Source organism: Micromonospora sp. LHW51205 (assembly GCF_003315815.1).
Classification (GTDB): Bacteria; Actinomycetota; Actinomycetes; order Mycobacteriales; family Micromonosporaceae; genus Micromonospora; species Micromonospora chalcea.
This window is the reverse complement of sequence record NZ_QMEZ01000003.1, coordinates 46,219-70,344: the sequence shown is the minus strand read 5'-3', so window position 1 is coordinate 70,344 and position 24,126 is coordinate 46,219. Positions and strand designations below refer to the sequence as shown.

The window sequence follows — 24,126 nt, the reverse complement described above, 5'->3', positions numbered from 1 at the left end:
CGGGGACGCATCGAGCCGGCGCCCCGGCCACGAGGGCCGGGGCGCCGGAGTCGCGCGTTCAGGAGCTTCGGGTCAGGAACCGTACGGCAGCGTGACAGTCGAGCCGTTGCCGACGCCGAGGATCGTGGGCGCGCCGCCGATGGCGTTCCACACCTCGACGCGTACCGTGCCGCCGGACAGATTGCCCAGCGTGCCGGTGGCCGAGAGCAGGCCCTGGGTCTGCCGGTAGCGCTCCGCGCCCGGGATCGGATCGGTGGCGAAGTACCGGTAGGTCTCCACCCGCTCGACGCTGCCGTTGCCGGTCAGGTCGTAGGAGACCCGGATCTGGACGCCGTTGCCGATCGCCGTGCCGGCGTCGACGGCCAGGTCGAAGGCGGTCGCCCCGCCGGTGTACGTGCCGGTCAGCCCGGTGGCCGTGAACACCTGCGGGTTGGTCGGCGTGCCGTCGTGGTTGCCGTTCGCCGCCGCCACGTTCACCGTGCCGGCGGTGCCGGCGTTGCCGTCCAGCCCGCCGCCCGAGCGCAGGTACCGGACCGGCTTCAGCGCGCTGCCCGTACCCGTCGGGCTGGGGCTGGCGGAGGTCGGCGTGGGACTCGCGGTGGTGGGGGTGGGGCTGGGCGTCGAGGTCGTCGGCGTGCCGGTCGGCACGGTCCCGCCGCCGGTGGCGTTGCCGCCGCTCCACGTGTACGCCCCGGACGTGGCGGTCTTGCCGGCCGGCACGGCGAGCGTGACGCCGTTGGAGAACGTGACGGTGAGCGGCCGGGCGGTGATGTTCGACGCCACGTAGGTGCGGACGCCGTTCTTGACGAACACCTTCGCCAGCGGGTGGTTCGCGGTGACCGTGGTGTCCACGGTGCCGAGCGCGGCCAGGTTGCGGATCCAGTGGAACGTGTGCGCCTTGCTCTCGCCCTCCTCGCTGGTGAACCCGCTGTTCGCGCGGAAGTTGCGCAGCGCCTGCTCGCCGTCGCCGAGGGCCAGGAACTCCCAGATGATGTCCTGCCACACCGTCGGCGGGCCGCCCTTGTTGGTGACCAGCTCGGCGTAGTTGGCCTTGACGTACTCGGGGAAGTCGCCCAGGTAGAGGTGACCGCCGGTGATCGGCAGCATGTTGATGCCCTGGATCATCTCCGGCGCCGCGGAGAACCAGGTGGAGTACGACCCGCCGTCGCCCCACACCATGCCGACGGTCTTGTGCCCGAACGCGGCCGGGAAGTTCTGGTCGTACACGTCGAACCAGTACTCGGAGATGGCCGCGGACTGGGTGGTCCACAGGTAGACCCCGGCGTCGCGCACGGCGGTGTCGCCGGTGGCCTGACCCCACTGGATCAGCGCGTTGGCGAAGTTCATCCCCTCCGACGAGGACTCCTGGTTGTTGCCGGCGAAGAACGGCGCCAGCCCGGAGGCCCAGTCGTGCCCGGCGTAGATGTCGAAGTCCCGCAGGTAGGGGAAGCGGCTGTCGGCGCGGTCGTAGTTGTTGGCGTCGCGGATGAGCAGGTCGATCATGCCGCCGTAGCGGCTGTCGTCGGCCCATCCGGGGTCGAACTTGGCGACCGTGGCGGCGGCGGCGATGAAGTAGCCGTAGTGGAAGTGGTGGTCGTTGAGGTCCTCGTCGGAGCCGTACGAGGCGGGGTAGCCGATGAGCGTGCCCCAGTTGCGGTCGTAGTAGAAGAGCTGGCCGGTCTCGCCCGAGCTCGCGGTGAGCCAGTTGGTCAGCCGGTTCTTCATCGCGGTCACCGCCGCGTCGCGGACCGAGGTCTGCCCGAGCTGGTCGGCGATCTCGGCGATCCGGGCGGCCCGGCCGAGTCCCTTGCCGGCCCAGTACGTGTCGGTGCCGCTGACGCCTTCCGGGTTGCCCTGCTCGGCGTTCAGGTAGCCGGTGACGGTGGCCAGGTCGGCGCCGCTGGAGTCGCCGACGGCGGGCACCTCGGGCAGCACGCCGGTGAAGCGCATCGTGGTGGTGAACGACGGCACGCCGGTGAGCACCCGCATGGCGCCGCGCGCCGAGACGTACGTCGGGGTGATCGGGGTGGCGCCGGTGAGGCTGCGCCACTGGTGCGGGTAGAGCGCCACCACGGTCTTCGTCTCGCTGCCCTCGCGGGGCGTGGTGGTGAACGCGTACGTGGTGCGCACGGTTCCCGCCGACGGGTCGTACGTGTAGCTCATCCGGGTGCCGGTGACGTGGGCGTGGGCGTACCGGCCGTAGGTGTCGGCCAAGGCGGCCCGGTCACCGCCGCCGGGCAGCACCGCCACCGAGAAGTACCCCTTGCCGGCCAGCGTCGAGCTGATGCCGGCGCCGTTGACGGTCCAGGTCGCGCCGGTGGGGGCGTACGCGACGTAGTCGTGGCCGTTGACCGTGAAGCCGATGGTGGCGCCGGAGTTGCGCCACACGGTGGGTGTCGCGGTGGCGGTGAGCTGCGCGGTGCCGCCGCTGACCGTGTAGTAGCTGAACGGCAGCCCGTGGCCGATGGTGGCGCGCATGGTGCGGCTGCCGTCGCTCCAGTCGGCGGTGACCGTCCAGTCGCTCCAGCCGGCGGCCTTGACCACCGGCGCCGACAGTCCGGGCATCCCGACGCGGACGTCCTCGCCGTACGGGTAGTGGAACTCGCCGACGCCGGTCGCGGTGCCGCTGATGGCGGGCGTGGTGGTGTACGACAGGCCGAGCCCGTTGTTCTCGGCCTTGAACGCCAGCGGGTGGGCGTGCAGGTTCTCGCTGCCGGCGCAGTTGTTGCGCTTCCAGATCAGCGACGACCACCAGTCGTTCGTGGGGATGGCGCCGGCGGGCGCGTCGGCGGTGGTGAAGATGCGCGGGTTGGTGCTGATCGCGCCGCAGCCCTTGGGCAGCAGGGCGCCGGGCGGCAGCGTCTCGGTGTAGCTGCCCGCGCCGACGGCGCCGGCGGTGGCGGTGCCGCCGCCGCCGACCACGGCGCCCAGCAGGCCGGCGGCCAGCACGGACGCGGCGACGAGGGCGGTCGCCCGCAGACCGCGACGGCGGGCCGGGGACCGGACGGGCGCGGTCGGGGGTACGGGGTCGGGAGAGAAGTCCCGCAGGAGGGTCATGGAGGTCCCCTTCACGAGGAGAAGGCGGGGTACGGAGTGGTGGTGCGGCAGTCGTGAGAGCGCTCTCTTGAGAAGGGACAGTAAGGTTCGGGTTACGGATCCGTCAATGTCTTGTTACCGAAGAGAGCGCTCTCCCGCACACGCGACCGACCCTTCGATCACCTCACGAAGCGCGCTGACCAGGCTCGACGGTGCGCACGAGCGCCGCCCCGGGCCGAGGCGGCCGGGGGCGGCGTGAGGACGCGTGTGCCTACGCTGCGTCAGGCGGCGGTGGCGGCGAGGCTCCGCGCGTCGGTCCGTGCCGCGGCCGTGCCCGGCTCACCGGCGGCACCGGGCCGGCTGACGCCCGGCTGTCCGGCGACGGGCCGCGAGGCGGACTGCGGCGAGCCGGCGGACTGCCGGGGCGCGGCGGACTGCCGGGGCGCCCGGGCGGCGCTCAGCCCCGCCTGCGCGTTGTTCCACGCGCCGCAGGGCCAGGCGGCCCCGGCGCAGCTCGGGCTCGCGCAGACACGTTCGGCGTCGGGCTGGTGCGCGTCTGCCACCGCGGCGGCCAGGTCCCACAGCAGCGGATCGGTCACCTCCGCGGGGCGGTCGGTGACGCGGTCTGTGCTGGCTTCGGACATGATTCGGTCCCCCTGTCGTGAACGGCCCCCACCTGTTTCCGGAAACCGCCCCGGCCAAACCTGCGCCCGCCAGGTCGCGGGCATAGGCTGGCCGTCGTGGCGAGGTACTACGACCTGCATCCGGACAACCCCCAGCCCCGCGTGATCCGGCAGGTGGTGGACCTGCTGCGCGCCGACGGGGTGATCGCGTACCCGACGGACTCCTGCTACGCGCTCGGCTGCCGGATCGGCAACCGCGACGGCGTGGAACGCATCCGCGAGATCCGGCGGCTCGACGACCGTCACCCGTTCACGCTCGTGTGCGCCGACTTCGCCCAGCTCGGCCAGTTCGTCAAGCTCAGCAATGCGGTCTTCCGCCAGGTCAAGTCCGTCATCCCGGGCAGCTACACGTTCCTGCTGCCGGCCACCGCCGAGGTGCCCCGGCGGTTGCAGGACCCGCGCCGGCGGGTGGTCGGGGCGCGCGTGCCGAGCCACACGGTGACCCAGGCGCTGCTGGCCGAACTGGGTGAGCCGCTGCTGTCCAGCACGCTGCTGCTGCCCGGCGAGGACGAGCCGATGACCCAGGGCTGGGAGATCAAGGAACGGCTCGACCACCTGATCGACGCCGTGGTCGACGCCGGTGACTGCGGGCTCGAGCCGACCACCGTGGTCGACCTGTCCGGCGAGGAGCCGGAGATCCTGCGTCGCGGCGCCGGAGACCCGGCCCGCTTCGAGTAACGATCACCGATTCCGCCCCGTCCGGGCGCCGTCGTGGGGCACGGTAGGGACCCGGGGGAACGGTGACGGGGGTACGGCGTGGAAGCACTCCTGCTGATCACGGTGCTCGGCGCGACAGTGCTCGTCGGGACCACGATCGGCGGTCGCTACAGCGTCGCGCCGCCCGTGCTGCTGATCGCCATGGGCGCGCTGATCGGCCTGCTGCCGCCGTTCGACAACCTGATCCTCGAGCCCGAGGTCGTGCTGGTGCTGTTCCTCCCGGCCATCCTCTACCGGGAGAGTCTGGTCATCAGCCTGCGCGAGATCCGCGCCAACCTGGTGGTGATCATCGGCCTCGCCGTCGTGCTGGTGATCATCACGATGGCCGCTGTCGCGTTCACCGCGCAGGCTCTCGGCGTGGCGGCGTCCGCCGCCTGGGTGCTCGGCGCGGTCCTGGCCCCCACCGACGCCGCCGCCGTGGCCGGCCTGGCCAAACGGATGCCGCGCGGCATCCTCACCACGCTGCGCGCGGAGAGCCTGGTCAACGACGGTACGGCGCTCGTGCTCTTCGCCGTGGCGGCCGGCGTGATCGCGGGCGGGACGGTGCCCGGGCCGCTGCTGCTCACCGGCGAGTTCATCGGCAAGTCGGCCGGCGGCGTGGCCGCGGGACTGCTCGTCGGCGCGGTCGTGGTGCTGATCCGCAAGCACGTCGACGACCCGATGCGCGAGGGCGGGCTGAGCATCCTCACCCCGTTCGTCGCGTTCCTGCTCGCCGACGCGGTGCACGCCAGCGGCGTGCTCGCGGTGGTGGTATCCGGACTGTTGCTGTCCTACGCCGCGCCCCGGGTGATCCGGGCCCGCTCCCGGGTCACCGCGTTCGCGTTCTGGGACCTCTCCACCTTCATGATCAACGGCGGCCTGTTCGTGCTGCTCGGCACGCAGGTGCCGCGTTCACTGCGCAGCATCACCAGCCACTCGCCGGCCGCGTCGCTCGGCATCGCGGTGCTCGTCGCCCTGGTCGTGGTGATGATCCGGCTGCTCTGGGTGCACCTGTCGGTGTCGGCGCTGCAACGGGCGGACCGGCGGGAGTCGAGCCGGGCGCGGCACTTCGACTTCCGCATGCGTACCGCGGTGGGCTGGGCCGGGTTCCGCGGCGCCGTCTCGCTCGCGGCCGCGCTGGCCGTGCCGGTCACCATGCACGACGGCAGCAACGTGCGCGAACGCGACCTGATCATCTTCGTGACCGTGGTGGTGATCGTGCTGATCATGCTGGTGCAGGGCACCACGCTGCCCGCCGTCGTGAGCTGGGCCGGTCTGACCGGCGACCGGGAACGCGACGACGAGGTGCGCTGGGCCCGGATCCGGGCCACCGAGGCAGCCCTGGAGGCGCTGCCCCGGGCCGCCAGCGACGTGGGCGCCACCCAGGACACGGTGGACCGGCTGCGCGCCGACTACGAGGACCACCTGGCCGCCGCGCGCGACCCCGGCGGCGAGGAGGCGGAGGGGGAGCGGGAGATGGCCCGCCGGCTGCGGTTGCGGGTGCTCGACCACAAGCGGCAGGAGATCACCCGGCTGCGCAACACCAGGCAGATCGACGACGTGGTGCTGCGGCAGCTCCAGGCGGCCATCGACATCGAGGAGATCCGCCTGCTCGGGCCGGAGATGGAGGAGTGAACCGGCCGCCACCCGGAGAGGGTGGCGGCCGGCGTGGCTCAGCGCGCGTCGACAGCGACGACCGTGTACGGGGTGGTCGGAGTCGGCGGGGTGGTGAACCGGCCGTTCGGCAGGTAGAGCCGGCCGAGCGCGGCGGCCACCGTGGTCGGCACGTCGAAGCCCGGGTCGGTGATGACGCCTCGGGCGACGCCGGCCGTGCCGGCGCGGTTCAGGTCGACCACGGCGACCTGGTTGAGGAAATTCTGCACCACGTACAGCCTGCGGCCGAGCAGCAGCAGGCCGTCACCGTTGAGGAAGGTGGCGCCCGGCACGTCGACGGCGGTGGTGACGCCGGTGGCCGGGTCCACCCGGAACAGCGTGCCGGTGTTCGACTGCACGACGATCAGCGCGCGCCCGTCCGGGGTGGGCGCGATGCCGTTGAGGTTGACGCCGGTGCCGGTCTGCTGGAAGTCACCGGTCAGCGGCAGCGTGGTGAAGCCGTCGGCGGGCGGCAGCTTGCCGCCGCGTCCGAGCGGCAGGCGGTAGAGCACCGGCCGGTTCGAGTCGGTGAACCAGGCGGCGTCGCGGGTGAGCGTCACGTCGTTGACGAACGTCGGCGCCTCGGCGAACCGGTAGCTCGCGAGCACGGCGCCGGTGCGGGTGTCGACGACCCGGGCGTCCCCGGCGGTGCCGCCGGCGACGAAGAGCCGGCCCCGCGCGTCGACCTTCAGGCCGAGCGACGGGGTGCCGGTGGCGGGGCTGACCTGCTTGCCCGCCCCGGTGATCAGGTCGGCGCGGTAGATCTCACCGGTGGCCCGCGACCCGAACCAGGCGTAGCGGCCGGCGGCGGCGACGCCCTCCGGCTGGAAGCCGTCCGGCAGCGTGATGACCGTGGGACGGCGGTCGTGGGCGGAGGCGGCGGGGGCCGGGGCGGCGGTGGTGACGAGGGTGGCGGCCAGGGCGACGCCGAGGACGGTCCTGATGCGTCGGTTCACTGTGGTCCTTCCGGACGAAACGGTGGAACAGGACCTGCCCCACTGTACGGTCGCGGCCGGCGACCGCCGGGGACGCGACCCGGCACGGTGCTCCCGTGCCGGGTCGCGCCGACTGTCAGCCGGCCGCGCAGGCCGGCGTGCCGGAGGGCGCCGTGCCGGTGCCCTGGAATCCGAACTCGGTGGTGCCACCGGCACCGACCTGGCGGTTGTAGTCCACGTTGCGGAACGTCACCGCGCCGGTGGTGCCGCTGGCCTGGGCGCTCCAGGTGTTCGTGACCGCCGAGCCCGAGGGCACGGTGAGCGACACGGTCCACCCGTTGAGCCCGCTGGAACCCGCGGTGATCCGTACGTTGGTGACGAAGCCGCCCGGCCACTGGTTGGTGGTGATCGTGGCGGTGCAGGCGCCGGTCGGCGGCGGAGTCGTCGTCGGCGGCTCACTGGTCGGCGGCGTGCTGGTCGGCGGCGTCGAGGTGGGCGGGGTGCTGGTCGGCGGCGCGGTGGTGGGCGGCGGGGTGCCGCCCTCGTTGAGCGCGTTCAGCACGGCGGTGTACGCCTGCTTCTTGTTGCCGCTGCCGTCGAACAGCAGCGGGGTGCCGCTGGCCCGCCACGAGTCGGTGTCGCGGATGCCCCACACGGTGATGCCGTTGCAGCGCGCCACCGCCAGGCAGTCCCGGGTCACGTTGCCGTACGAGGTGGCCTGGCTGCTGCCGGAGCCCTCGATGTCCAGCTCGGTGATCTGCACGTCGACGCCGAGCGCGGCGAAGTTCTGCAGCGTGGTGCGGTAGTTGCTCGGGTACGGCGACCCGCTGTTGAAGTGCGACTGGAGGCCGACGCAGTCGATCGGCACGCCCCGGGACTTGAAGTCCCGCACCATGTTGTAGACGCCCTGGGTCTTGGCCCAGCTCCAGTTGTCGATGTTGTAGTCGTTGTAGCAGAGCTTGGCGCCCGGGTCGGCGGCGCGCGCGGCACGGAACGCGGCCTCGATCCAGTCGTTGCCGGTCTGCTGGAGGTTCGAGTTGCGGCGGGCGCCGCTGTTGCCGTCGTCGAACGCCTCGTTCACCACGTCCCAGGAGTGGATCTTGCCCCGGTAGTGGGTGGCGACCTGGGTGACGTGGTTGATCATCGCGTCGCGCAACGCGCTGCCGGACAGGCTTCCCGTCCACCCGGGCTGCTGCTGGTGCCAGAGCAGCGCGTGGCCGCGCACCCGCATGCCGTTGGCCTGGGCGTGCGCGACGAGCCGGTCGCCGTTGGTGAAGTTGAACTGGTTCCGGGACGGCTCGGTGGCGTCCCATTTCATCTCGTTCTCGGCGGTGACCATGTTGAACTCGCGGTTCAGGATGCCGACGTACGTGCTGTCGGACAACTTGTTCACCGCCACCGCCGTGCCGAAGTACCGGCCCTGCTCCGCCGCCGACGCGCCGAGCGTCGTGCCGGCGCTGGCGCTGGTCGCCACCGCTATCGTGGCGGCGACCATCGCGGCCCCCGCCACCATCGCGACCACAGCGGTCCGCGGGCGTGACCGGGCTGCCGCGCTCCCGCTGCCGCGGGCGAGCACCTTGTCCATCTGAACGCCTCTCTAGCCTGTCAATGGGATCGGCTCGCCTCGGCCACCGCCCGCCACGATGTCGGCTCCGCGCGGTCGCCCGGTGGCCGCGCCAACTCGGGGAGCGACTCCCCGGCACATCGTGAGTGGATCGAAGCGAATCTCTGCCCGGAGCCTACCGGAAGCGTTCCGAAAACTTAATCACCTCGATGCGTCGACATCGGGGCACGCGGTGGCGGGTGGAGGGCGGGAATCCGAGGGCGGGCGCGGGGGGACGGGCGCGCGCACCGCCGGCCGCGACTCCGGAAGTTTCGGGAATCGCCGGTTCTGCCGGTTGAGTGGATCGCGCCCGCGGGCTGATGCTGTGCCAATCGACCGTAGACGATGGAGGAGGTCCCGGAGGATGCGCCGACCCGCGCTCGTCGTACTCGTCCTCGCCGTCCTGCTGACCGGCGCTCCGGCGGTCGCCCGGGCCGGCGTCGCCACTCCACCGGCCGGGCCCGCCGCGCTCGCCGGGATCCGCACGCCCGGCACCGCCTGGGAGCACGACCCGGCCACCGGCCGGCTCACGGTCACCGCCGACGACACGGTACGCGGCAGCGAGCTGGCCGCGCTGCGCCGGACCGCGGCCCGGGCCGGCGCGGTGCTGCGCCACGAACCCGGGCGGCTGCGTACGCTCATCGCCGCCGGTCAGGCGATCTACGGCGGCGGCGGGCGCTGTTCACTGGGCGCGAACGTGCGCAGCGGCGCCACCTGGTACTTCGTCACCGCCGGACACTGCACGCGCCTCGCCGCCACCTGGTACGCCGACAGCGCCCGCACGACGGTGCTGGGCAGCCGGACCGGCAGCAGCTTCCCCGGCAACGACTACGGCGTGGTCCGCTACACCGGAACCGCCGCCCACCCGAGCGCGATCCACACCTACCCGGGGCAGGTCACCGTAACCGCCGCCGGCAGCGCGTACGTCGGGCAGGCGGTCTGCCGCAGCGGCGCCACCACGGGCGTACGGTGCGGCACCGTCACCGGGCTGAACGCCACAGTCAACTACGCCGAGGGCAGCGTCACCGGGCTGATCCGCACGAACATCTGCGCCGAGCCGGGGGACAGCGGCGGACCGCTCTACGTGGCCGCGACCGGCGTCGTCCTCGGCGTGCTGTCCGGCGGCAGTGGCAACTGCACGAGCGGTGGCACCAGCTACTACCAGCCGATCCTGGAGATCCTCGCCGCCTACGGCCTGACCATCCCCTGACCGGCCGCGCGGGCGGCCCGCCGCGCCGCCCGCGCGCAGTTGCGCCGTCCGGTCAGGCGTCGCCGGGTACGGCCATCTCGCCCAGGCGCGACCAGTCCTGCTGCGGCACCGTCACGTTGACGATCCGGGGCGTCTCGGCCAGGTGCGGCGGCAGCGTGCGCTGGGCTTCGCGGAAGTGCTCCGACTGCACGTGCGCCGCGCCCGCCTCGTCGTCGCGGAACGCCTCGACCAGCACGTACTCGGTCGGGTCGTCCAGGCTGCGGGACCAGTCGAACCACAGGCAGCCGGGCTCGGCCCGGGTCGCGGCGGTGAAGTCGGCGGCGATCCGCGGCCAGTTGTCGGCGTCTTCGGGGCGGACCCGGAACTTGGCGGTAATGAAGATCATGGGATCAGGCTACCCAGGGCCGCCGGTGACCCGCGCCTGATCAGCTCTTGGCCGCCGGGCCGAGCAGTTCGGCCGCCCGCCGGTCGGCGAAGGCGGTGACCGCCTGCTGCCCGGCGCCGAACACGATGGCCAGGCCCAGCAGCGCGGCGGTGCTGCTCACACTGGTCTCCACCAGGCCGCCGATGACCAGCATGATGCCGACCACCGCCACCAGCGGGCCGACCGCGAGCTTGAGCAGCCCCTGCTGGAACGGCAGCTTGTAGGGCAGCCCGCCGGACCGGGACGTGATCATCGACGGCAGCGCGCTGAGGAACGCGCCGAGCGCCCCGGCGATCAGCACGAAGAACAGCAGCCGCCAGGCCGGTACGCCACCGGCGTCGGTCGGTGCCTCCAGCAGCCGGACGTCGTGGCTGAGCCACTGCACCAGCACCACGAGGATCTCCGCCACCAGCGCGAACACCGACAGCCCCAGCATCCGGTTGCGCAGCCGCCGCGCCGACTCGTGGAACTCGTCGGACGCGGAGTGGAAGCGCAGCAGCAGCGCCTGCACCCGGGCGCGCAGCAACTCCACGGGCACCCCGCCGGTCGCGGTGTCGAGGTCGCTGAGCACCTTGTCGTCGGCCGGCAGCACCTGTGCCGCCGCGCTGCGGTACGCCGGCAGCAGCCCGGCCAGCTCGTCCGGGCTGCGCAACCCCACCATGGCCCGCTCCACCGAGTGGATGGTCTGCCACGCGTACTCCAGGTTGCCGCCGCGCAACCACTCGACCACGCCGCTGCGTCCGAGCACCACCTCCACCCGGGACAGCTGCGCGCGCAGCGCCTCGGCCCGATCGGGGTCGCGCGCGGACAGCACCGCGAGCTGCTGGTACAGGTCGTCGAGTTTGGTCCGTACGCGGACCTGCCACACCGCGCCGGGAACCGGCGTGACGGGCCGGGACGGCCCGCCCTCCGGCGTGTTCCGGGGCTCGGGTATGGCCTCCGGCTGGGTCTCCTGCTCGATCATCGTGCCCCACCTCTTTCCCCCACGCCGCCCGGACCTGCTACCAGTATTCGCAGGTCAGAGCCATAATGGCTAGAGCACACCGGACAGTCGACCCGGCTCGCGGAGGCGGCGGATCCGGCCCGACGGACGAGGCCGGAGCGCTCGGGCGGTCGGTAGCCTGAGCCGGTGACCGTCTACGCCCTCGCGCAGCTCACCATCCACGACCGGGCGCGCTACGACAGGTATGCCGCCGCCTTCCCGCCGGTGCTGGCCCGCTACGGCGGTCGGCTGCTCGCCGCCGACACCAGCCCGCGCGTGGTCGAGGGGGAGTGGCCGCACCACAAGGCGGTGCTGCTGTCGTTCGACAGCCGGGAGGACTTCGAGCGCTGGTCCACCTCGCCGGAGTACCGGGAGATCTCCCGGGACCGGGAGGCGGCCACCGAGGGCGTGGTCCTGCTGCTCGACGGGATCGGTCACGCCTGGCCGGCCTGACGACCGGTCAGAGCCGGTGACGCACCCACACGTTGGGCTCCACGTACGCGGCGTGGTCGTGGTCGACGTCGACGAGCACCGGCGTCAACGCACCAGGCACCCGCACCGGCCCGGAGGTGTCGAACGGCAGCCCGGTCCAGCGCCGCCAGTCCGCGAGCGTCCCGGTCACCGTCATCGACCGGGGCGCGACCCGCTCGATCACCCCGCCCGCCCGCACGTGCACCCGCAGCCACGGATCGGCCGGCAGACCGTCGGGGCGGCGGCGGGCCGCGTACTCGGTCATCGGCACGTCCGGGGCGGCGGCCTTGCCGTTCGGGCGCACCGGCGCCACCAGCGTGTCGAACCCGGCGCGGGCCACCGCCGCGCGCATGGCGTCGAGCATCAGCCCGGACACCCCGCCGCCGCGCCGGTCCGGGCGCACGCAGATCTCCAGCGCGGACACCAGGTTGGGGGTGGACCCGGTGAGCCGGCCGAGCGTGGCCCGCTGGATCACCCGATCCCAGCCGCCGTCGGGCAGCTCGTCCTCGGTCCAGCGCAACGGCGCCGCGTAGCCCCGGGCGACGGCCCGGCCCGGCTCGGCCGGGTCGACGGCGGCGAAGACGAACTCGGGGTACGTCTCGTGTGCGACGCCGTAGTAGAGCGCGCCCATCGGATCCCAGAGCATGAACGGCGGCCAAGCGCCGTCGAAGTCGGTGTCGAGCAGCGGCGCCAGGTCGGGCCGCTGCGCCAGGGTCACGATCTCCAGAGTCACGCCGGGGAGGCTAGAGCCGCGCGGCCCGGACCGCACGCCGATTACCGCCGCGCCGCTGGTTAGGCTGCCGGCATGGCAGATCCGTTCCGGGTGCGCGTCACCGTGCGCGGCTACGAACTCGACACGCAGGGGCACCTCAACCAGGCGGTCTACCTCCAGTACGCCGAGCACGCCCGCTGGGAGTGCCTGCGCGCCTCCGGCATCGGCCAGGACCGGCTGATCGCCGGCGGCGTCGGACCGGTCGCGCTGGAGGTGACTGTGCGTTACCTGCGGGAGCTGCGCGGCGGCGACGAGGTCGACGTGACCTGCGAGTTCCACTGGGGCGAGGGCAAGACGTTCCGGATCGGCCAGGAGTTCACCCGCGCGGACGGCACCCCCGTCGCCTCGGTGTCCGGCGTCGGCGGCCTGCTCGACCTCGCCGAACGGCGGCTGGTGCCCGACCCGCGCGAGCGGTTCCGGGCACTGGCCACCGACCCCGCGCCGATGAGCCTGTAGCGCCCGGTCAGCCCGCCGCGCGCAGGTGGGCGAGCACTGCCAGCACCCGCCGGTTGGTGTCCTCGTCCGGCGGCAGGCCGAGCTTGGCCAGGATGTTGCCCACGTGCTTGCCGATCGCCGCCTCGGTCACGTGCAGCCGCGCCGCGATCGCGCTGTTGGAGTGGCCCTCGGCGACCAGGCCCAGCACCTCCCGTTCACGGGGGGACAGCGCGCCGAGCGGGTCGCGCGGGCGGCGCAGCAGGTGCCGCACCACGTCCGGGTCGACGGCGGTGCCGCCGGTTGCCACCCGGCGCAGCGTCGCGGCGAACTCCTCGACGTCCGCCACCCGGTCCTTGAGCAGGTAGCCGACCCGGTTGCCGTCGCCGCTGTCGAGCAGCGCGGCGGCGTACCCGCTCTGCACGTGCTGGCTGAGCACCACCACGGCGAGGTCCGGGCGTTCGGCGCGCAGCGCGACCGCCGCCCGCAGGCCGTCGTCGCGGTGCTGCGGCGGCATCCGGATGTCGGTCACCAGCAGGTCGGGCCGGTGGGTGCGGACCGCGTCGAGCAGGTCCGGGGCGGAGCCGACGGCGGCGTCCACCGCGAAACCGAACCGGGTCAGCAGGCCCACCAGGCCCTCCCGGAGCAGCACCTCGTCCTCGGCCAGGACGACCCGGATCACGGACGGCACGGCAGCTCCACCCGCACGAGGGTAGGCCCACCGGGCGGGCTGGACAGCAGCAGCCGCCCGTCCACCGCCGCCACCCGGTCCGCGAGCCCGGTCAGACCGGTGCCGCGCGCCGGGTCGGCGCCGCCCCGGCCGTCGTCGCGCACCTCCACCACCAGCAGTCGTTCGTCGCGGATCAGGCGCACCTGCGCCCGGGTCGCCCCGGAGTGCCGGGCCACGTTGCCGAGCGTCTCCGAGACCACGTACCAGGCGGTGGTCTGCACCAGGTCCGGCACCGGGCGGGTCAGGTCGGCGTGCACGGTGACCGGGACGACCGACCGGGCGGCCAGATCACCGACGGCGGCGGCCAGGCCGAGTTCGGTGAGCTGCTGCGGGCGGATGCCCTGGACGATCCCGCGCAACGTCACCATCAGCTCCTTGGCCTGCTCGTGCGCCGCCGCGAGCGGCTTCGCCGCCGGGGAGCCGTCCGGCACGTCGAGGCGGGCCAGCCCGAGCTGGAGGGTGAGGCTGGTCAGGCGCGGCTGCACGCCGTCGTGCACGTCCCGCTCGACGCGGCGGCGCTCGGCCTCGTAGGCGCTCACCAGGCGGGCCCGGGACCGGGTCACCTCGCGCAGCGCCGTCCCGCCGGGCGCGTCGTCGAGCAGCAGGCGGGTCACCGCCGCCTGGGCCGCGACGAGCAGACCGGCCAGGTAGACCAGCGCGGGGACCGCCAGCAGACCGGCGACCGCGTACGGCACCGCCTCGGCGGGGGAGTCGACAGTGGCCCAGATCAGCACGATGCGGTCCTCGCCGCCGGCCAGCCACGGACCGGCCACCAGCGCCACGTCCAGCAGCACGAGCAGACCGAACATCCCGTACGCCAGCGGCACCGCCACACCCAGCACCGCCAGGTACGCGCCCTCCCGCCACCCGTCGGCGGTGGTGAAGCGGGCGACGAGTCCCCGCCATTTCGGCGCGGTCACCGGGCGGTCGTCGACCAGGCCGAGACGCCACCGCTCGACGGCCGCCACCGGCGCGCCGGCCAGCGGCGCGAGCGCCACCACCGCCAGCGCCAGCACGGCCAGCACCGCCAGCGCCGTGGCGTCGACCGGGCGGCCCCGCCGCAGCGCGCCGGCCACCAGCAGCAGCGGCGCGGCGACCACCGCCGCGCCGAGCGCCGCCGCGCCGGCCAGGGGCAGGGTCGTGACGGCGTACGCCAGGGCCCGCCACGGCCACGCGGACAGCAGGTAGCGGCGGCGGCGCAACGCTGCCGCCAGCCCGTGATCAACGGTCATGCCGTGACGCTAGCCAGACCCCGCCGCCCTTCCCAGCCATCCAGGCCCCATCCGCGGGTAGGTCTGGCCCTACCTCGAACCGGCCCGCCACGCCCCGTGCGCCGGGGCGCCCCGAGACGGTGCACTCGTCGGGTGAGAAACCGTCTCGCGGGCGCCTGCTGGCTGCTCGCCGCCGTGTCGTTCCTGACCGCCAACGTCCTCGTCGGCCTGGCCTGGGACCAGCCCCGGTTCAGCTGGGCCGAGCACAACATCAGCGACCTCGGCAACGTGACCTGCGGCGTGTGGGACACCAGCCGGCCGCGTCCGGTCTGCTCACCGTGGCACGCGGGCATGAACGCCGTGTTCGTCGGCGCCGGGCTGCTGCTCGCGGTCGGCGCGCTGCTCGCGCGCCGGGCGCTGCGCCCGGGCCGCGCCGCGACCGTCACCGTGGCGTCGGCAGTGGCCGCCGGGTCCGGGTACGTGCTGGCCGGTCTCTACCCGGCCGACGTGGACGAGAACCTGCACGTGCTCGGCGCGCTGCTGGTCTTCGCGCTCGGCAACGCGGCGCTGCTGGCCGCCGCGCTCGGCAGGTCGCCGCTGCTGGGTGAGCTGCGGACCGTCAGCGCGGTCCTGGGTCTGCTCGGCCTGGCCGGCACCGTGCTGTTCCTGGCCCGGGTGGACGCCGGCATCGGCGTGGGCGGCATGGAGCGTGTCGCCGTGTTCCCGTTGTTCGCCTGGGTGACGGCGGCCGGGCTGCGGCTGCTCGGGTTCCGTCGGTCCCGGCCCCTATCCTGACCGGATGGAGCTGGCGTTCAGCGGCGAGGTGTGGTTCTGGCGCGGCCCGGCGCCGTACCACTTCGTCACGGTGCCCGACGAGCAGAGTGCGGCGATCGAGGCCGCCTCGGCGTCGGTCACCTACGGCTGGGGCATGATCCCGGTGACGGTCCGCATCGGCGGCACCGACTGGCGGACGTCGCTGTGGCCCAAGGACGGCCGGTACGTGGTGCCGCTGCGGGTCGCGGCGCGCCGGGCCGAGGGCATCGAGCTGGGTGACCGGGTCGACGTGCGGCTGACGGTGGACGTGTGACCGGGCCGGAGCTGGCCGAGGCGGGCCGGCTGCTGGCCGCCGCGCGCCGGCCGGTGGTGTTCACCGGCGCGGGCATGTCGGCGGAGAGCGGCGTGCCGACGTTCCGGGACGCCCAGACCGGGCTGTGGCAACGCTACGACCCGCAGGAGCTGGCGACACCGGCCGCGTTCCGCGCCGACCCGGCGCTGGTCTGGGGCTGGTACGAGACACGTCGGCGCGGGGTTCGCCGGGCGCTACCGAATCCGGGGCACCGGGCGGTCGCGGCGATCGCGGCCCGGCTGCCGGACACCGTGGTGATCACCCAGAACGTCGACGACCTGCACGAGCGCGGCGGCGTGCCCGCCCCGGTACGCCTGCACGGCAGCCTGTTCGCGCCCCGCTGCTCGGCCTGCGCCCGGCCCGCGCCGCTGCCGTCGGACCTGCCGCCGTCCGCCGGTCCGCCGGAGCCGCACGACGGGGCGGAATCGCACGGCGGGGCGGAATCGCACGGCGGGGCGGAATCGCATGCGCCGGAGGCGCACGACGGGCCGCTGGACCCGCCCGCGTGCGCCGACTGCGGCGCGCCGGTGCGGCCCGGGGTGGTGTGGTTCGGCGAGGCGCTGCCGTCGGCCGCGCTCGACGCGGCGGTCGAGGCGGCCTCCGGTTGCGACCTGCTGCTGACGGTGGGCACCTCCGCGCTCGTGCACCCGGCCGCCGAGATCCCGCTCGTCGCGGCCCGTCTCGGCGCGCCGGTGGTGCAGGTGAACCCGGTACCGACGCCGCTGGACGCGATCTGCGCGGTGAACCTGCGCGGCCCGGCCGGCGAGGTGCTGCCCGCGCTGGTCCGCGCCGCCTGGCCGGACGACGCGGTCGGCTGAACTGACCGCAGGCCGAGCCCGGCGTGATCCCGGGAATCGCCCGATCGCCCGCCCTGCGCCACCTACCGTCGGCGCAGGAGGTGGACCGGCGGAGGGCGGCGGGCGTGGGACGCGAACGGGTGCGACGACGGCCGCGCGCGCCCCGGCCGGGGCCGGACGAGCGCCGGGTCACGCCCTTCGAGATCTTCTTCGATCTGGTCTTCGTCTTCGCGCTCACCCGGATCATGGCGCTGATCGAGCCGCACCCGACCCCGGCCGGGATGGCCAAGGGCCTGCTCCTGCTCGTGCTGCTCTGGGTGGCGTGGTTGTCGTACACCTGGTTGGGCAACCACACGCCCGCCGACGTCGGGGTGGTGCGCGGCGGGTTCCTGGTCGCGATGGCCGCGTTGTTCCTGGCCGCGCTCGCCATGCCGCAGGCGTGGACGCCGGGCCCGGGGCTGGACGGTCCGTTGATCGTCGTGCTGGCCTACGTGGTGCTGCGCGCGGTGCACCTGACGCTGTTCCACTGGGCCGCGGCGGGTGACCCGGAACTGCGCGCCCGGATCCGGTTCTTCGCGTGCGTCAGCGCCGTCGGGTGGGTGCCGCTGCTGCTCGGCGCGCTGCTGGACGGTGCCGCGCACGCGGCGCTGTGGGTGCTGGGCTTCGCCGTCGAGGTGGCCGGGCAGCGGCTGTCGTACGCCCGCCGGGGCGCCTGGCCGCTGCGCAGCCCGACGCACTTCGCCGAGCGGTACGGCCTGGTGCTGATCATCTCGCTGGGGGAGTCGGTGGTGGCCGCGGGAGTGGGCGCGGCCTCGGCGGTCACCGAGCCGTCGGTCCTCGCCGTGGCGCTCGTCGGTTTCGTGGTGACCGTCTGCCTCTGGTGGCTCTACTTCCGCAGCACGTCCCCGGAGGCGGCCCGGGCGCTCGCCGCCGCACCGGCGGCGCGGCGGGACCGGATGGCCGCGGACGCCTACAGCCAGACCCATCTGCTGCTCGTCGCCGGCGTCATCTACCTGGCGCTCGGCATCGAGCAGGTGCTGGAGCACGTCGCCGACCCGGAGGCCGGGCCCCGGCTGAACCGCTCGGCCGCGGTGGCGCTGTTCGGTGGCGCGGCCGTCTACCTGGCCGGACGGCTGCTGTTCCGGCGGCTGACCGGTCAGCCGGTGGGAGCGGCCCGGCTGGCCGTCGCCGGTGCGGCGTTGCCGCTGGCCGCGCTCGGGACGGCGCTGCCGCCGCCGCTGGCGCTGGCGGCGCTGGCCGGGCTGTTGCTGGTCGCGATCGCCGTCGATCGGCGCGGTGAGCCGTCCGCCGCCGGGCGGTCGGCGAATCAGCCGGTAGGCCGGGTCGCCGGGGGCGGAGGGTGAGCCTCACGCGTCGCGCGGCGCCCGCTTCGGGAAGACGGTGTACGCGACCGGCCAGAACACCAGCCAGCCCGCCATCACCACGGTGAGCCGGCCGGCCCACGCCCACAGCTCGGCGGTGCGCTCGCCGTCGCCGACCAGGGCGATGCCGCCGAGCAGCACGGCGCAGGCGACCGCCCAGCCGATCATGCCCTTGCCCCACTCGCGCCACTCGTGCCGGGCCCGCGCCATCCCGTACTTCGGGGCCCGGCGCGGGGGAGGCCCGCCGGCGAACCGGTGCGCGAACCGCTCATCGGCCCAGCGCACCATGCTGTGCCCGAACGCCACCGAGAACCCGAGGTACGCGGCGGCGAGGCCGTGGGCGAACGTGGCTGTCGCGCCCCGGCGCAGGTCGATCATCGTGGCGGCCAGCAGCACGAGATCGACGACGGGCACGGCGATCAGCAGCGCCGCGCCGAGGCGGGGCCGGCGCAGCGGGTACCGGGCGATCAGCCCGGCGAGCAGCACCACCCAGAACGCCACCTCGCATCCGACGATCACTGCCACGAGCATGCGGCCTCCTTTTTTAGTACGCTGTGCGATAACCGTAGCAGCGTTCGTCGACCAGGTTCCGGAGGGCCCGTGCCCAAGATCGTCGACCACGACGCGCGCCGGGCCGAGCTGGCGCGGGCGATGTGGCGGGTCGTCTACCGCGACGGCGTCGGCGCCGCCACCGTGCGCAGCATCGCGGCCGAGGCGGGCTGGTCACCGAGCGCGCTGCGGCACTACTTCGCGACCCAGACCGAACTGCTGGTGTTCGCCATGGAGCACGTACAGGCCGAGGCGGCCGAGCGGATCGCCGCCGACGACCGGACCGGCAGCCCCCGCGAGGTCGCCCAGCGGGTGCTGGAACACCTGCTGCCGCTGGACCGGCAGCGCGTCCGCGAGGCCGAGGTGTGGCTGCTGCTCGCCGCGCGCGCCCAGACCGACCCGGCCGCGCGATCCCGGATGGCCGAGGCGGACGACGGCATCCGCCGCGCCGCCGAGTTCGCCGTCTGCCTCCTCACCGGGGAACCGGCCCCCGACCCCGAGGCGATCGCCGGGCTGCACGCCCTGCTCGACGGGCTCGCGCTGCACGCGCTGCTGCACCCCGAGCGGATGCCACCCGGGCGCGCCCGGGCGCTGCTCGGCGCGCACCTGGACACGCTCGCCGCGTCCTGACCGCCCTGGCCGCGTCCTGAGCGACTCAGTCGCCCGGACGCCGGCCCATCGCTGCGCCCAGCTCGGCGCGGCTGGCGATGCCCAGCTTGCGGTAGACCCGGGCCAGGTTCGCCTCGACCGTCTTCGGGCTGATGTAGAGCGCGTCGGCGATGAGCCGGTTCGTCTGCCCCCGGGCGGCGAGCCGGGCCACCCGCTCCTCCGTCGCGGTGAGCGCCGTCGGGGCCGGGGTGCGGGCGCCGATGCGGCCCAGCTCCGCCCGCGCCCGGTCGGCGAACGCGGACGCGCCGAGCGCGTCGAACTCGGCCACCGCCGCGTCGAGCGCCGCCCGCGCCTCCCGCCGCCGCCGCACCCGCCGGTACGCCCGCCCGGCCGCGAGCAGGCAGCGGGCCCGGTCCAACGGCAGCACCGCCTCCGGCACCGTGGCCCGGGCCTGCGTCAGCGCGTCCAGCGCCTCGCCCGGGTCCGCGCCCGTCGCGCCGGCCAGAAGCACCCGGCTGCGGGCCAGCCCGAGCGTCGTCCACGGCCGCGGCAGCCGCGCGTGCCGCCGGGCCAGCCGGTCCAGCGCCGCGTGCGCGGTGTCCAGGTCACCGGCGCCCACGCACGCCTCGATCCAGTCCGGCTCGAACCGCTGCCCCAGCGGCTCGACGATGCCCGAACCGTCCAGGTCGGCCGCGAGCGAGCCGTACGCCGCCGCGGCCGTGACCCACTCGCCCGAGGCGAGCGCCACCAGCCCGGTGAGCTGGTGGTGCAGCCGGCGGCTCCACGCGTCGCCGAGGTCGTCGTCGCGACGTAGCCCGGCGGCGGTGGCACCCGCCCGCGCCAGCCGGCCCCGGTGCGCGTCGAGCATGCCGGCCAGCCAGCTCTCGCCCACCAGGCCGGTGCCGAGCTGCTCACCCAGGTCACGGGCGTCGGCGATGTGCGTACCGGCCTCGGCGAACCGCCCGGCGAGCAGTTCCGTCTCGCCGAGGTGGGTGAGCGCCTCGTGCCGCAGCGGGTCGTCCCCGCGCGCCACCGCCCGGTCCAGCATCAGGTGCAGCCGGGCCCGCGCCCGGTCGTGGTCGTCCACGGCCTTCCACCAGATCGCCGGCACCGAGCCGGCCAGGTAGGACGGTTCGCCGGCCTCCAACGCCAGCGCCCGGTCGAGCAGGCCGGTCGGCGCCTCGCCACCGGCGCGTACCTCGTGGAAGAAGAACAGCAGCAGCGCGGCGGTGAACAGCGGGCGGTGGTCGTCGCGGTCGGAGAGCCGGGCGATCGCCGCCCGCGCGTGCGCCCGCGCGGCCTCCGGCTGGTCGTGGAACATCGTCAGGTGCGTGTGGATCCGCCCGGCCAGGTCGCCGTCCGGCCCGGCCGCGGCGAGCGCCTGCTCGGCCACGCGCACGGCGGTGACCAGGTCGTCGGCGCACCAGGCGACGAGGGCGCGCAACAGCAGCGCCTCACCCCGCTCGGCGCCGGTCAGCTCCTCGGCCGCGGCCTCGGCGGCCCGGCCGGCCGCCGCGTAGTCCCCGCTGTCGATGCGGCACTGCACCGCGTCGAGGCGACGCCGGTTGCGGTCGGCGGTGGCGGCCTGCGGGGTCAGCTCGGCCGCCCGGGCGTACCAGTCGGCGGCGAGCGCGGGCGCGCCGCGTATGCGCTGCCGGGCCGCCGCGGCGGCCAGGTCGGCGGCGACGTCCGCGTCCGGCGCGACAGCGCACCGGGCCAGTTGCCGGGCCCGCTCGTCGGGGTCGGCGACCGCGCGGGCGAGCACCGCGTGCAGGCGCCGCCGGGCTCCCGGCGGGATGCTCTCCCGGACCGCCGCAGCGTACCGGGGGTGGGCGAAGCTGATCCGGCTCGGCGTGACCACGACCAGCCCGGCGTCCTCCGCCGCGTCCAGCGCGCCGGGCGGCATGCCCGCCGCCGTCAGGTCCCGCATGTCCGGCACGGTCAGCAGCGCGGCCAGCCGGACCGCCTCCCGGCTCGGGCCGGGCAGCGCCCGCAGCGTCTCGGCGAGCAGCCGGCGCAGCGACGACGGTACGGGCAGGTCCTCGTCGTGCGCGGGTGGGCGGGGCAGCCGCAGCACCGCCCGGGCCAGTTCGACGGCGAGCAGCGGGTTGCCGTCGGCGTCGCGTGCCAGCCGCTCGACCAGCGGGCGGCTGAGCGTGCCGCCGAGGCGGGCCTGAAGGATGCGGTGCAGGTCGGGCGCGGGCAGCGGCGGTACGTCGGCGCGCAGCAGCGGGTGCCGGCCGGTCGGGTCGTCGTCCAGCCCGAGCGGCACCGGCGTCGCCGGGGTCTCGCCGGTGCGGTGGGTGGCCAGGACGGCGGGCCACCGGGACAGCCGGCGCAGCGCGAACCGCAGCGCCCGGGCGCTCGGCAGGTCCAGCCACTGCGGGTCGTCGACGGCGAGCAGGAGCCGGGGCGCGTCCGTGACCGCCGCGTCGAGCAGGGTGCGGGTGGCGGCGCCCACGGCCCGTTCGTCGACCGCCGCGCCGTCGTGCTCGCCGGTCAGGAGCACCATGTCGGCCGCCGCGCGTTGCGGCGCCGGCAGCCCCGGTAGCGCGTCGGCCAGCGGGCGCAGCACGTCCGCCAGCGCCGCGTACGGCAACGCGCTCTCGGCCTCGGTGGGCGCGGCGGACAGCACCCGCCAGCCGGTGCGCCGGGCGTGGTCGAGCACTGCTCGCCACAGCGTCGTCTTGCCGATGCCGCTGGGACCGTCGAGGAGCACCGGAGTGCCCGCCGCCAGGGCGCGCCACACCCGCTCGACGACCGCGTCGCGGCCGACCAGTGCGGCGTCCATGGCGGGATGGTGGCACAGCCGCGCCCCCGAACCCAGCGTCGGCGCGGCCTAGCCCGGAACCTGTCCGCATATCGAGACGGGCGGGATCACCTCCTGGTTGCGGTAGACGTCGGCGCTCCAACTCGGCCCGCTGGTCGCCGCGATCGGCGGGATCCGGGGCGCCCGGGACGGGCTGAGCAGGCTGAGGAACTTGTTGATCACTTGGACGACGGGTTCCAGGATGCGGTAGCCGATGCCGAACCTCGCCCGTACGCCGAGGCCGACGCCCCGGCACACCGCGTACGGGGCGCCGAGCGCGGACCCGATCGTGGCCCCGTACGAGGTGACCAGCTCGAACCAGATGCCGGCGGTGAACAGGAACGCGCTGATCCCCATGGTGAACCGCACGCCGTGCCGGACGACCAGCCCCATCACGCCGACCGGCACGCCGGTGAGCGAGTCGAGCAGGCTCACCCGGCGCGCGAAGCCCTCCGTCACGCGCGACCCCACCTGGCCGTTCGCGTAGCCGAACCCGAGCTTGCCGGCGAGGGCGTACTCGCCGGAGCCGCGGAACGTGCCCAGTTTCGCGCCGAACGCGGTGGCCACCTCCAGCGTCTGGCTCACCGTGAACGACAGCGGCAGGCCGGCGACCAGTCCGATCGGGAACGCGATGTCGACCGGGACCGGGAACGTCTTGCGGTGGTTCTGCCCGCCGTCGACGCCGGCGGTGAAGTCCACCTTGATGCCGAAGCCGCCGCCGATCTCCAGTTCGGCCCGGGTCACCTTGCCCGCGCCGATGGCCAGGTGGAACGACGCGGCCGGGCGGCCGACTGTGAGCGTGACGGTGCCGGCGAGCCGGACGCCGCCGTCGTCGTACGTGAAGTGCGTGCCGACGCCACCGGCGCAGCAGAACGTCCGTACCCGGTAGCCGTGGGCGCTCGCGGCGGCCTGCCCGCCCGGCGCGGGCGGCGGCTGCGCGGGCGCGACGGCGAGCGGCCGGGATCGGCCGAGCGTGCCGCCGGCCGCCGCGGCGTCCCGGGTCCACGACGGCTCGCCGGCCACGTAGACGGTCGGCTGGTCGAGGGTGACGTCGTCCCCGCCGAACGTGCCGTCGCGGATCACCTCGGTGAGTGTGACCGGGCCGATCGTGACGACCAGGTCGTCGCCTTCCTCGGCCAGGTCGAGCACCCGGCCCACGCCGCGTCCGGTGAGGAACATGACCCGGCCGGGCGCGAGCCGGTCGGCGTCGCGCGCGCCGGGGTCGAGCCGCCAGGTCAGCCCGTCCGGGCTCACCGACCGCACGGTGCGGCTGCCGCCGCCGACCAGCACCACGTCCGGTTGCAGCGTGACGTCCTTCCCGGGCGCCGGCGCCTGCCCGTACCGGGGCTGCCCGTCGTCGGCCGCGTCGGCCGGGCCGGGCGTGGGGCCGCCGCAGCCGGTCACCGCCAGCAGCGCCGCCACGCCGGCCGCGAGCAGCCGACGGCCGCGCACCGGCCGCCTCACATCCGGCCGGCGACGGTACGGGCGAGCCGTTCCAGCGGCGCCCGGTTCTCCTGCGGGTCGTTGAGCCGCACCAGCCGCACCGCGACCCACAGGTCGCCCTTGCGCAGGAAGAACGCCTCCGCGGTGAGCAGGGCCTCGTCGGCAGTGCCGGCCAGCTCACGGATCTCGTGCTCGAGTTGCCGCTCGATGTCGAGGTACTTCTTGGCGCCGTCGCCCACGAACACCTCGACCTGGGCGGTCGGCCCGCTCGTCGGCCCCGTGTAGGTGCAGGACTGCCCGGCGGCGACCGGCTCGTCGAGGGGCGTGCCGGCGAGACGTTCGGCGTCGGCCTTGGACACCAGCGCGCAGGCGTCCGGCCCGGCGGCGTCGTCCACCGGTTCGGCGCTCGGCTCGGCCGGCGCCTCCCCGGTCGGGTCCGCGACCGGCGAGCCCGCGCCGGGCGCGGCGGCACCGGCGGGCGATGGTTCGTCGCCGCCGCAACCGGCGGACGCGGTGAGCAGGATCGCGGTCAACGCGAGCGCGATCAGTCGACGGGTTCGCATGCCGGCCCCC

At 74.7% G+C, this 24,126-nt stretch carries 23 protein-coding genes; 10 read left to right on the top strand and 13 right to left on the bottom strand.

The window, feature by feature from the left end; all coding sequences use genetic code 11:
* Positions 1–72 precede the first annotated feature (72 nt).
* Both DQE82_RS12645 and DQE82_RS12640 read right to left on the bottom strand, forming a co-directional pair.
* Positions 73–3,057: a glycosyl hydrolase gene (locus DQE82_RS12645; protein WP_113972774.1), complete on the bottom strand. Its 2,985-nt coding sequence runs from the start codon at positions 3,055–3,057 to the stop codon at positions 73–75.
* A gap of 260 nt (positions 3,058–3,317) precedes the next feature.
* Positions 3,318–3,680, bottom strand: a complete 363-nt coding sequence (locus DQE82_RS12640) for a hypothetical protein (protein ID WP_064445852.1) — start codon at positions 3,678–3,680, stop codon at positions 3,318–3,320.
* A gap of 96 nt (positions 3,681–3,776) precedes the next feature.
* On the opposite strand from DQE82_RS12640, the gene DQE82_RS12635 reads away from it, so the two are divergent.
* A complete protein-coding gene (locus DQE82_RS12635) occupies positions 3,777–4,397 on the top strand; it encodes an L-threonylcarbamoyladenylate synthase (RefSeq protein ID WP_064445853.1) in 621 nt (206 codons plus the stop codon).
* Between the two features lie 78 nt (positions 4,398–4,475).
* Complete coding sequence (locus DQE82_RS12630) at positions 4,476–6,050, top strand: Na+/H+ antiporter (RefSeq protein WP_181373756.1); 1,575 nt, start codon at positions 4,476–4,478, stop codon at positions 6,048–6,050.
* A gap of 38 nt (positions 6,051–6,088) precedes the next feature.
* On the opposite strand, the gene DQE82_RS12625 is transcribed toward DQE82_RS12630, so the two are convergent.
* Complete coding sequence (locus DQE82_RS12625; protein WP_113972773.1) at positions 6,089–7,024, bottom strand: superoxide dismutase; 936 nt, start codon at positions 7,022–7,024, stop codon at positions 6,089–6,091.
* 115 nt (positions 7,025–7,139) lie between these two features.
* Positions 7,140–8,588 (bottom strand): endo-1,4-beta-xylanase, encoded by a 1,449-nt coding sequence (locus DQE82_RS12620; protein ID WP_043323818.1) that lies wholly within the window; start codon positions 8,586–8,588, stop codon positions 7,140–7,142.
* A 382-nt stretch (positions 8,589–8,970) separates the two neighbouring features.
* On the opposite strand from DQE82_RS12620, the gene DQE82_RS12615 reads away from it, so the two are divergent.
* Complete coding sequence (locus tag DQE82_RS12615) at positions 8,971–9,816, top strand: S1 family peptidase (protein ID WP_113972772.1); 846 nt, start codon at positions 8,971–8,973, stop codon at positions 9,814–9,816.
* A gap of 52 nt (positions 9,817–9,868) precedes the next feature.
* On the opposite strand, the gene DQE82_RS12610 is transcribed toward DQE82_RS12615, so the two are convergent.
* Together DQE82_RS12610 and DQE82_RS12605 are read right to left on the bottom strand one after the other, a co-directional pair.
* The gene (locus tag DQE82_RS12610) at positions 9,869–10,201 is read right to left on the bottom strand and encodes a putative quinol monooxygenase (protein ID WP_043323822.1); all 333 of its coding nucleotides are present in this window, start codon (positions 10,199–10,201) and stop codon (positions 9,869–9,871) included.
* A 40-nt stretch (positions 10,202–10,241) separates the two neighbouring features.
* Positions 10,242–11,204: a hypothetical protein gene (locus DQE82_RS12605; protein ID WP_113972771.1), complete on the bottom strand. Its 963-nt coding sequence runs from the start codon at positions 11,202–11,204 to the stop codon at positions 10,242–10,244.
* Positions 11,205–11,369: 165 nt separating this feature from the next.
* Between DQE82_RS12605 and DQE82_RS12600 the strand changes: the two genes are divergently transcribed.
* Positions 11,370–11,675, top strand: coding sequence for a DUF1330 domain-containing protein (locus tag DQE82_RS12600; RefSeq protein WP_043323825.1), 306 nt, complete (start codon positions 11,370–11,372; stop codon positions 11,673–11,675).
* A 7-nt stretch (positions 11,676–11,682) separates the two neighbouring features.
* On the opposite strand, the gene DQE82_RS12595 is transcribed toward DQE82_RS12600, so the two are convergent.
* A complete protein-coding gene (locus tag DQE82_RS12595; protein WP_233514654.1) occupies positions 11,683–12,426 on the bottom strand; it encodes an N-acetyltransferase in 744 nt (247 codons plus the stop codon).
* A 72-nt stretch (positions 12,427–12,498) separates the two neighbouring features.
* Here DQE82_RS12595 and DQE82_RS12590 point away from each other — a divergent pair, with 72 nt between their 5' ends.
* Entirely contained in the window at positions 12,499–12,921 is a 423-nt protein-coding gene (locus DQE82_RS12590) for a thioesterase family protein (protein ID WP_043323829.1), read from the top strand.
* Between the two features lie 7 nt (positions 12,922–12,928).
* On the opposite strand, the gene DQE82_RS12585 is transcribed toward DQE82_RS12590, so the two are convergent.
* Positions 12,929–13,588, bottom strand: a complete 660-nt coding sequence (locus DQE82_RS12585; protein WP_113972769.1) for a response regulator transcription factor — start codon at positions 13,586–13,588, stop codon at positions 12,929–12,931.
* Positions 13,576–14,859, bottom strand: coding sequence for a histidine kinase (locus DQE82_RS12580; protein ID WP_113972768.1), 1,284 nt, complete (start codon positions 14,857–14,859; stop codon positions 13,576–13,578). Before DQE82_RS12580 ends, DQE82_RS12585 begins: the two co-directional genes overlap by 13 nt.
* A 132-nt stretch (positions 14,860–14,991) precedes the next feature.
* Between DQE82_RS12580 and DQE82_RS12575 the strand changes: the two genes are divergently transcribed.
* The 4 genes from DQE82_RS12575 (at position 14,992) to DQE82_RS12560 (ending at position 18,125) form a co-directional block, all read left to right on the top strand.
* Positions 14,992–15,633, top strand: a complete 642-nt coding sequence (locus tag DQE82_RS12575) for a DUF998 domain-containing protein (protein ID WP_043323837.1) — start codon at positions 14,992–14,994, stop codon at positions 15,631–15,633.
* A gap of 4 nt (positions 15,634–15,637) precedes the next feature.
* The gene (locus DQE82_RS12570; protein ID WP_069088624.1) at positions 15,638–15,925 is read left to right on the top strand and encodes a DUF1905 domain-containing protein; all 288 of its coding nucleotides are present in this window, start codon (positions 15,638–15,640) and stop codon (positions 15,923–15,925) included.
* A complete protein-coding gene (locus DQE82_RS12565) occupies positions 15,922–16,782 on the top strand; it encodes a Sir2 family NAD-dependent protein deacetylase (RefSeq protein ID WP_113972767.1) in 861 nt (286 codons plus the stop codon). Before DQE82_RS12570 ends, DQE82_RS12565 begins: the two co-directional genes overlap by 4 nt.
* Positions 16,783–16,886: 104 nt before the next feature.
* Positions 16,887–18,125, top strand: a complete 1,239-nt coding sequence (locus DQE82_RS12560) for a low temperature requirement protein A (RefSeq protein WP_064445863.1) — start codon at positions 16,887–16,889, stop codon at positions 18,123–18,125.
* A gap of 3 nt (positions 18,126–18,128) precedes the next feature.
* Here the strand turns inward: DQE82_RS12560 and DQE82_RS12555 are convergent, their stop codons facing one another.
* A complete protein-coding gene (locus DQE82_RS12555) occupies positions 18,129–18,674 on the bottom strand; it encodes a hypothetical protein (protein WP_064445864.1) in 546 nt (181 codons plus the stop codon).
* Between the two features lie 69 nt (positions 18,675–18,743).
* On the opposite strand from DQE82_RS12555, the gene DQE82_RS12550 reads away from it, so the two are divergent.
* Entirely contained in the window at positions 18,744–19,322 is a 579-nt protein-coding gene (locus tag DQE82_RS12550; RefSeq protein ID WP_113972766.1) for a TetR/AcrR family transcriptional regulator, read from the top strand.
* Positions 19,323–19,347: 25 nt separating this feature from the next.
* Here DQE82_RS12550 and DQE82_RS12545 read toward each other — a convergent pair whose 3' ends face one another.
* From DQE82_RS12545 to DQE82_RS12535, 3 genes are read right to left on the bottom strand one after another with little or no spacing between them, the layout of a single operon-like run.
* Positions 19,348–22,092: an AAA family ATPase gene (locus tag DQE82_RS12545; protein ID WP_064445866.1), complete on the bottom strand. Its 2,745-nt coding sequence runs from the start codon at positions 22,090–22,092 to the stop codon at positions 19,348–19,350.
* Between the two features lie 48 nt (positions 22,093–22,140).
* Positions 22,141–23,562 carry a hypothetical protein gene (locus DQE82_RS12540; protein WP_113972765.1) on the bottom strand — a complete coding sequence of 474 codons (1,422 nt, stop codon included), beginning with the start codon at positions 23,560–23,562 and terminating at the stop codon, positions 22,141–22,143.
* A gap of 8 nt (positions 23,563–23,570) precedes the next feature.
* Complete coding sequence (locus DQE82_RS12535) at positions 23,571–24,116, bottom strand: hypothetical protein (RefSeq protein WP_113972764.1); 546 nt, start codon at positions 24,114–24,116, stop codon at positions 23,571–23,573.
* Positions 24,117–24,126 lie beyond the last annotated feature (10 nt).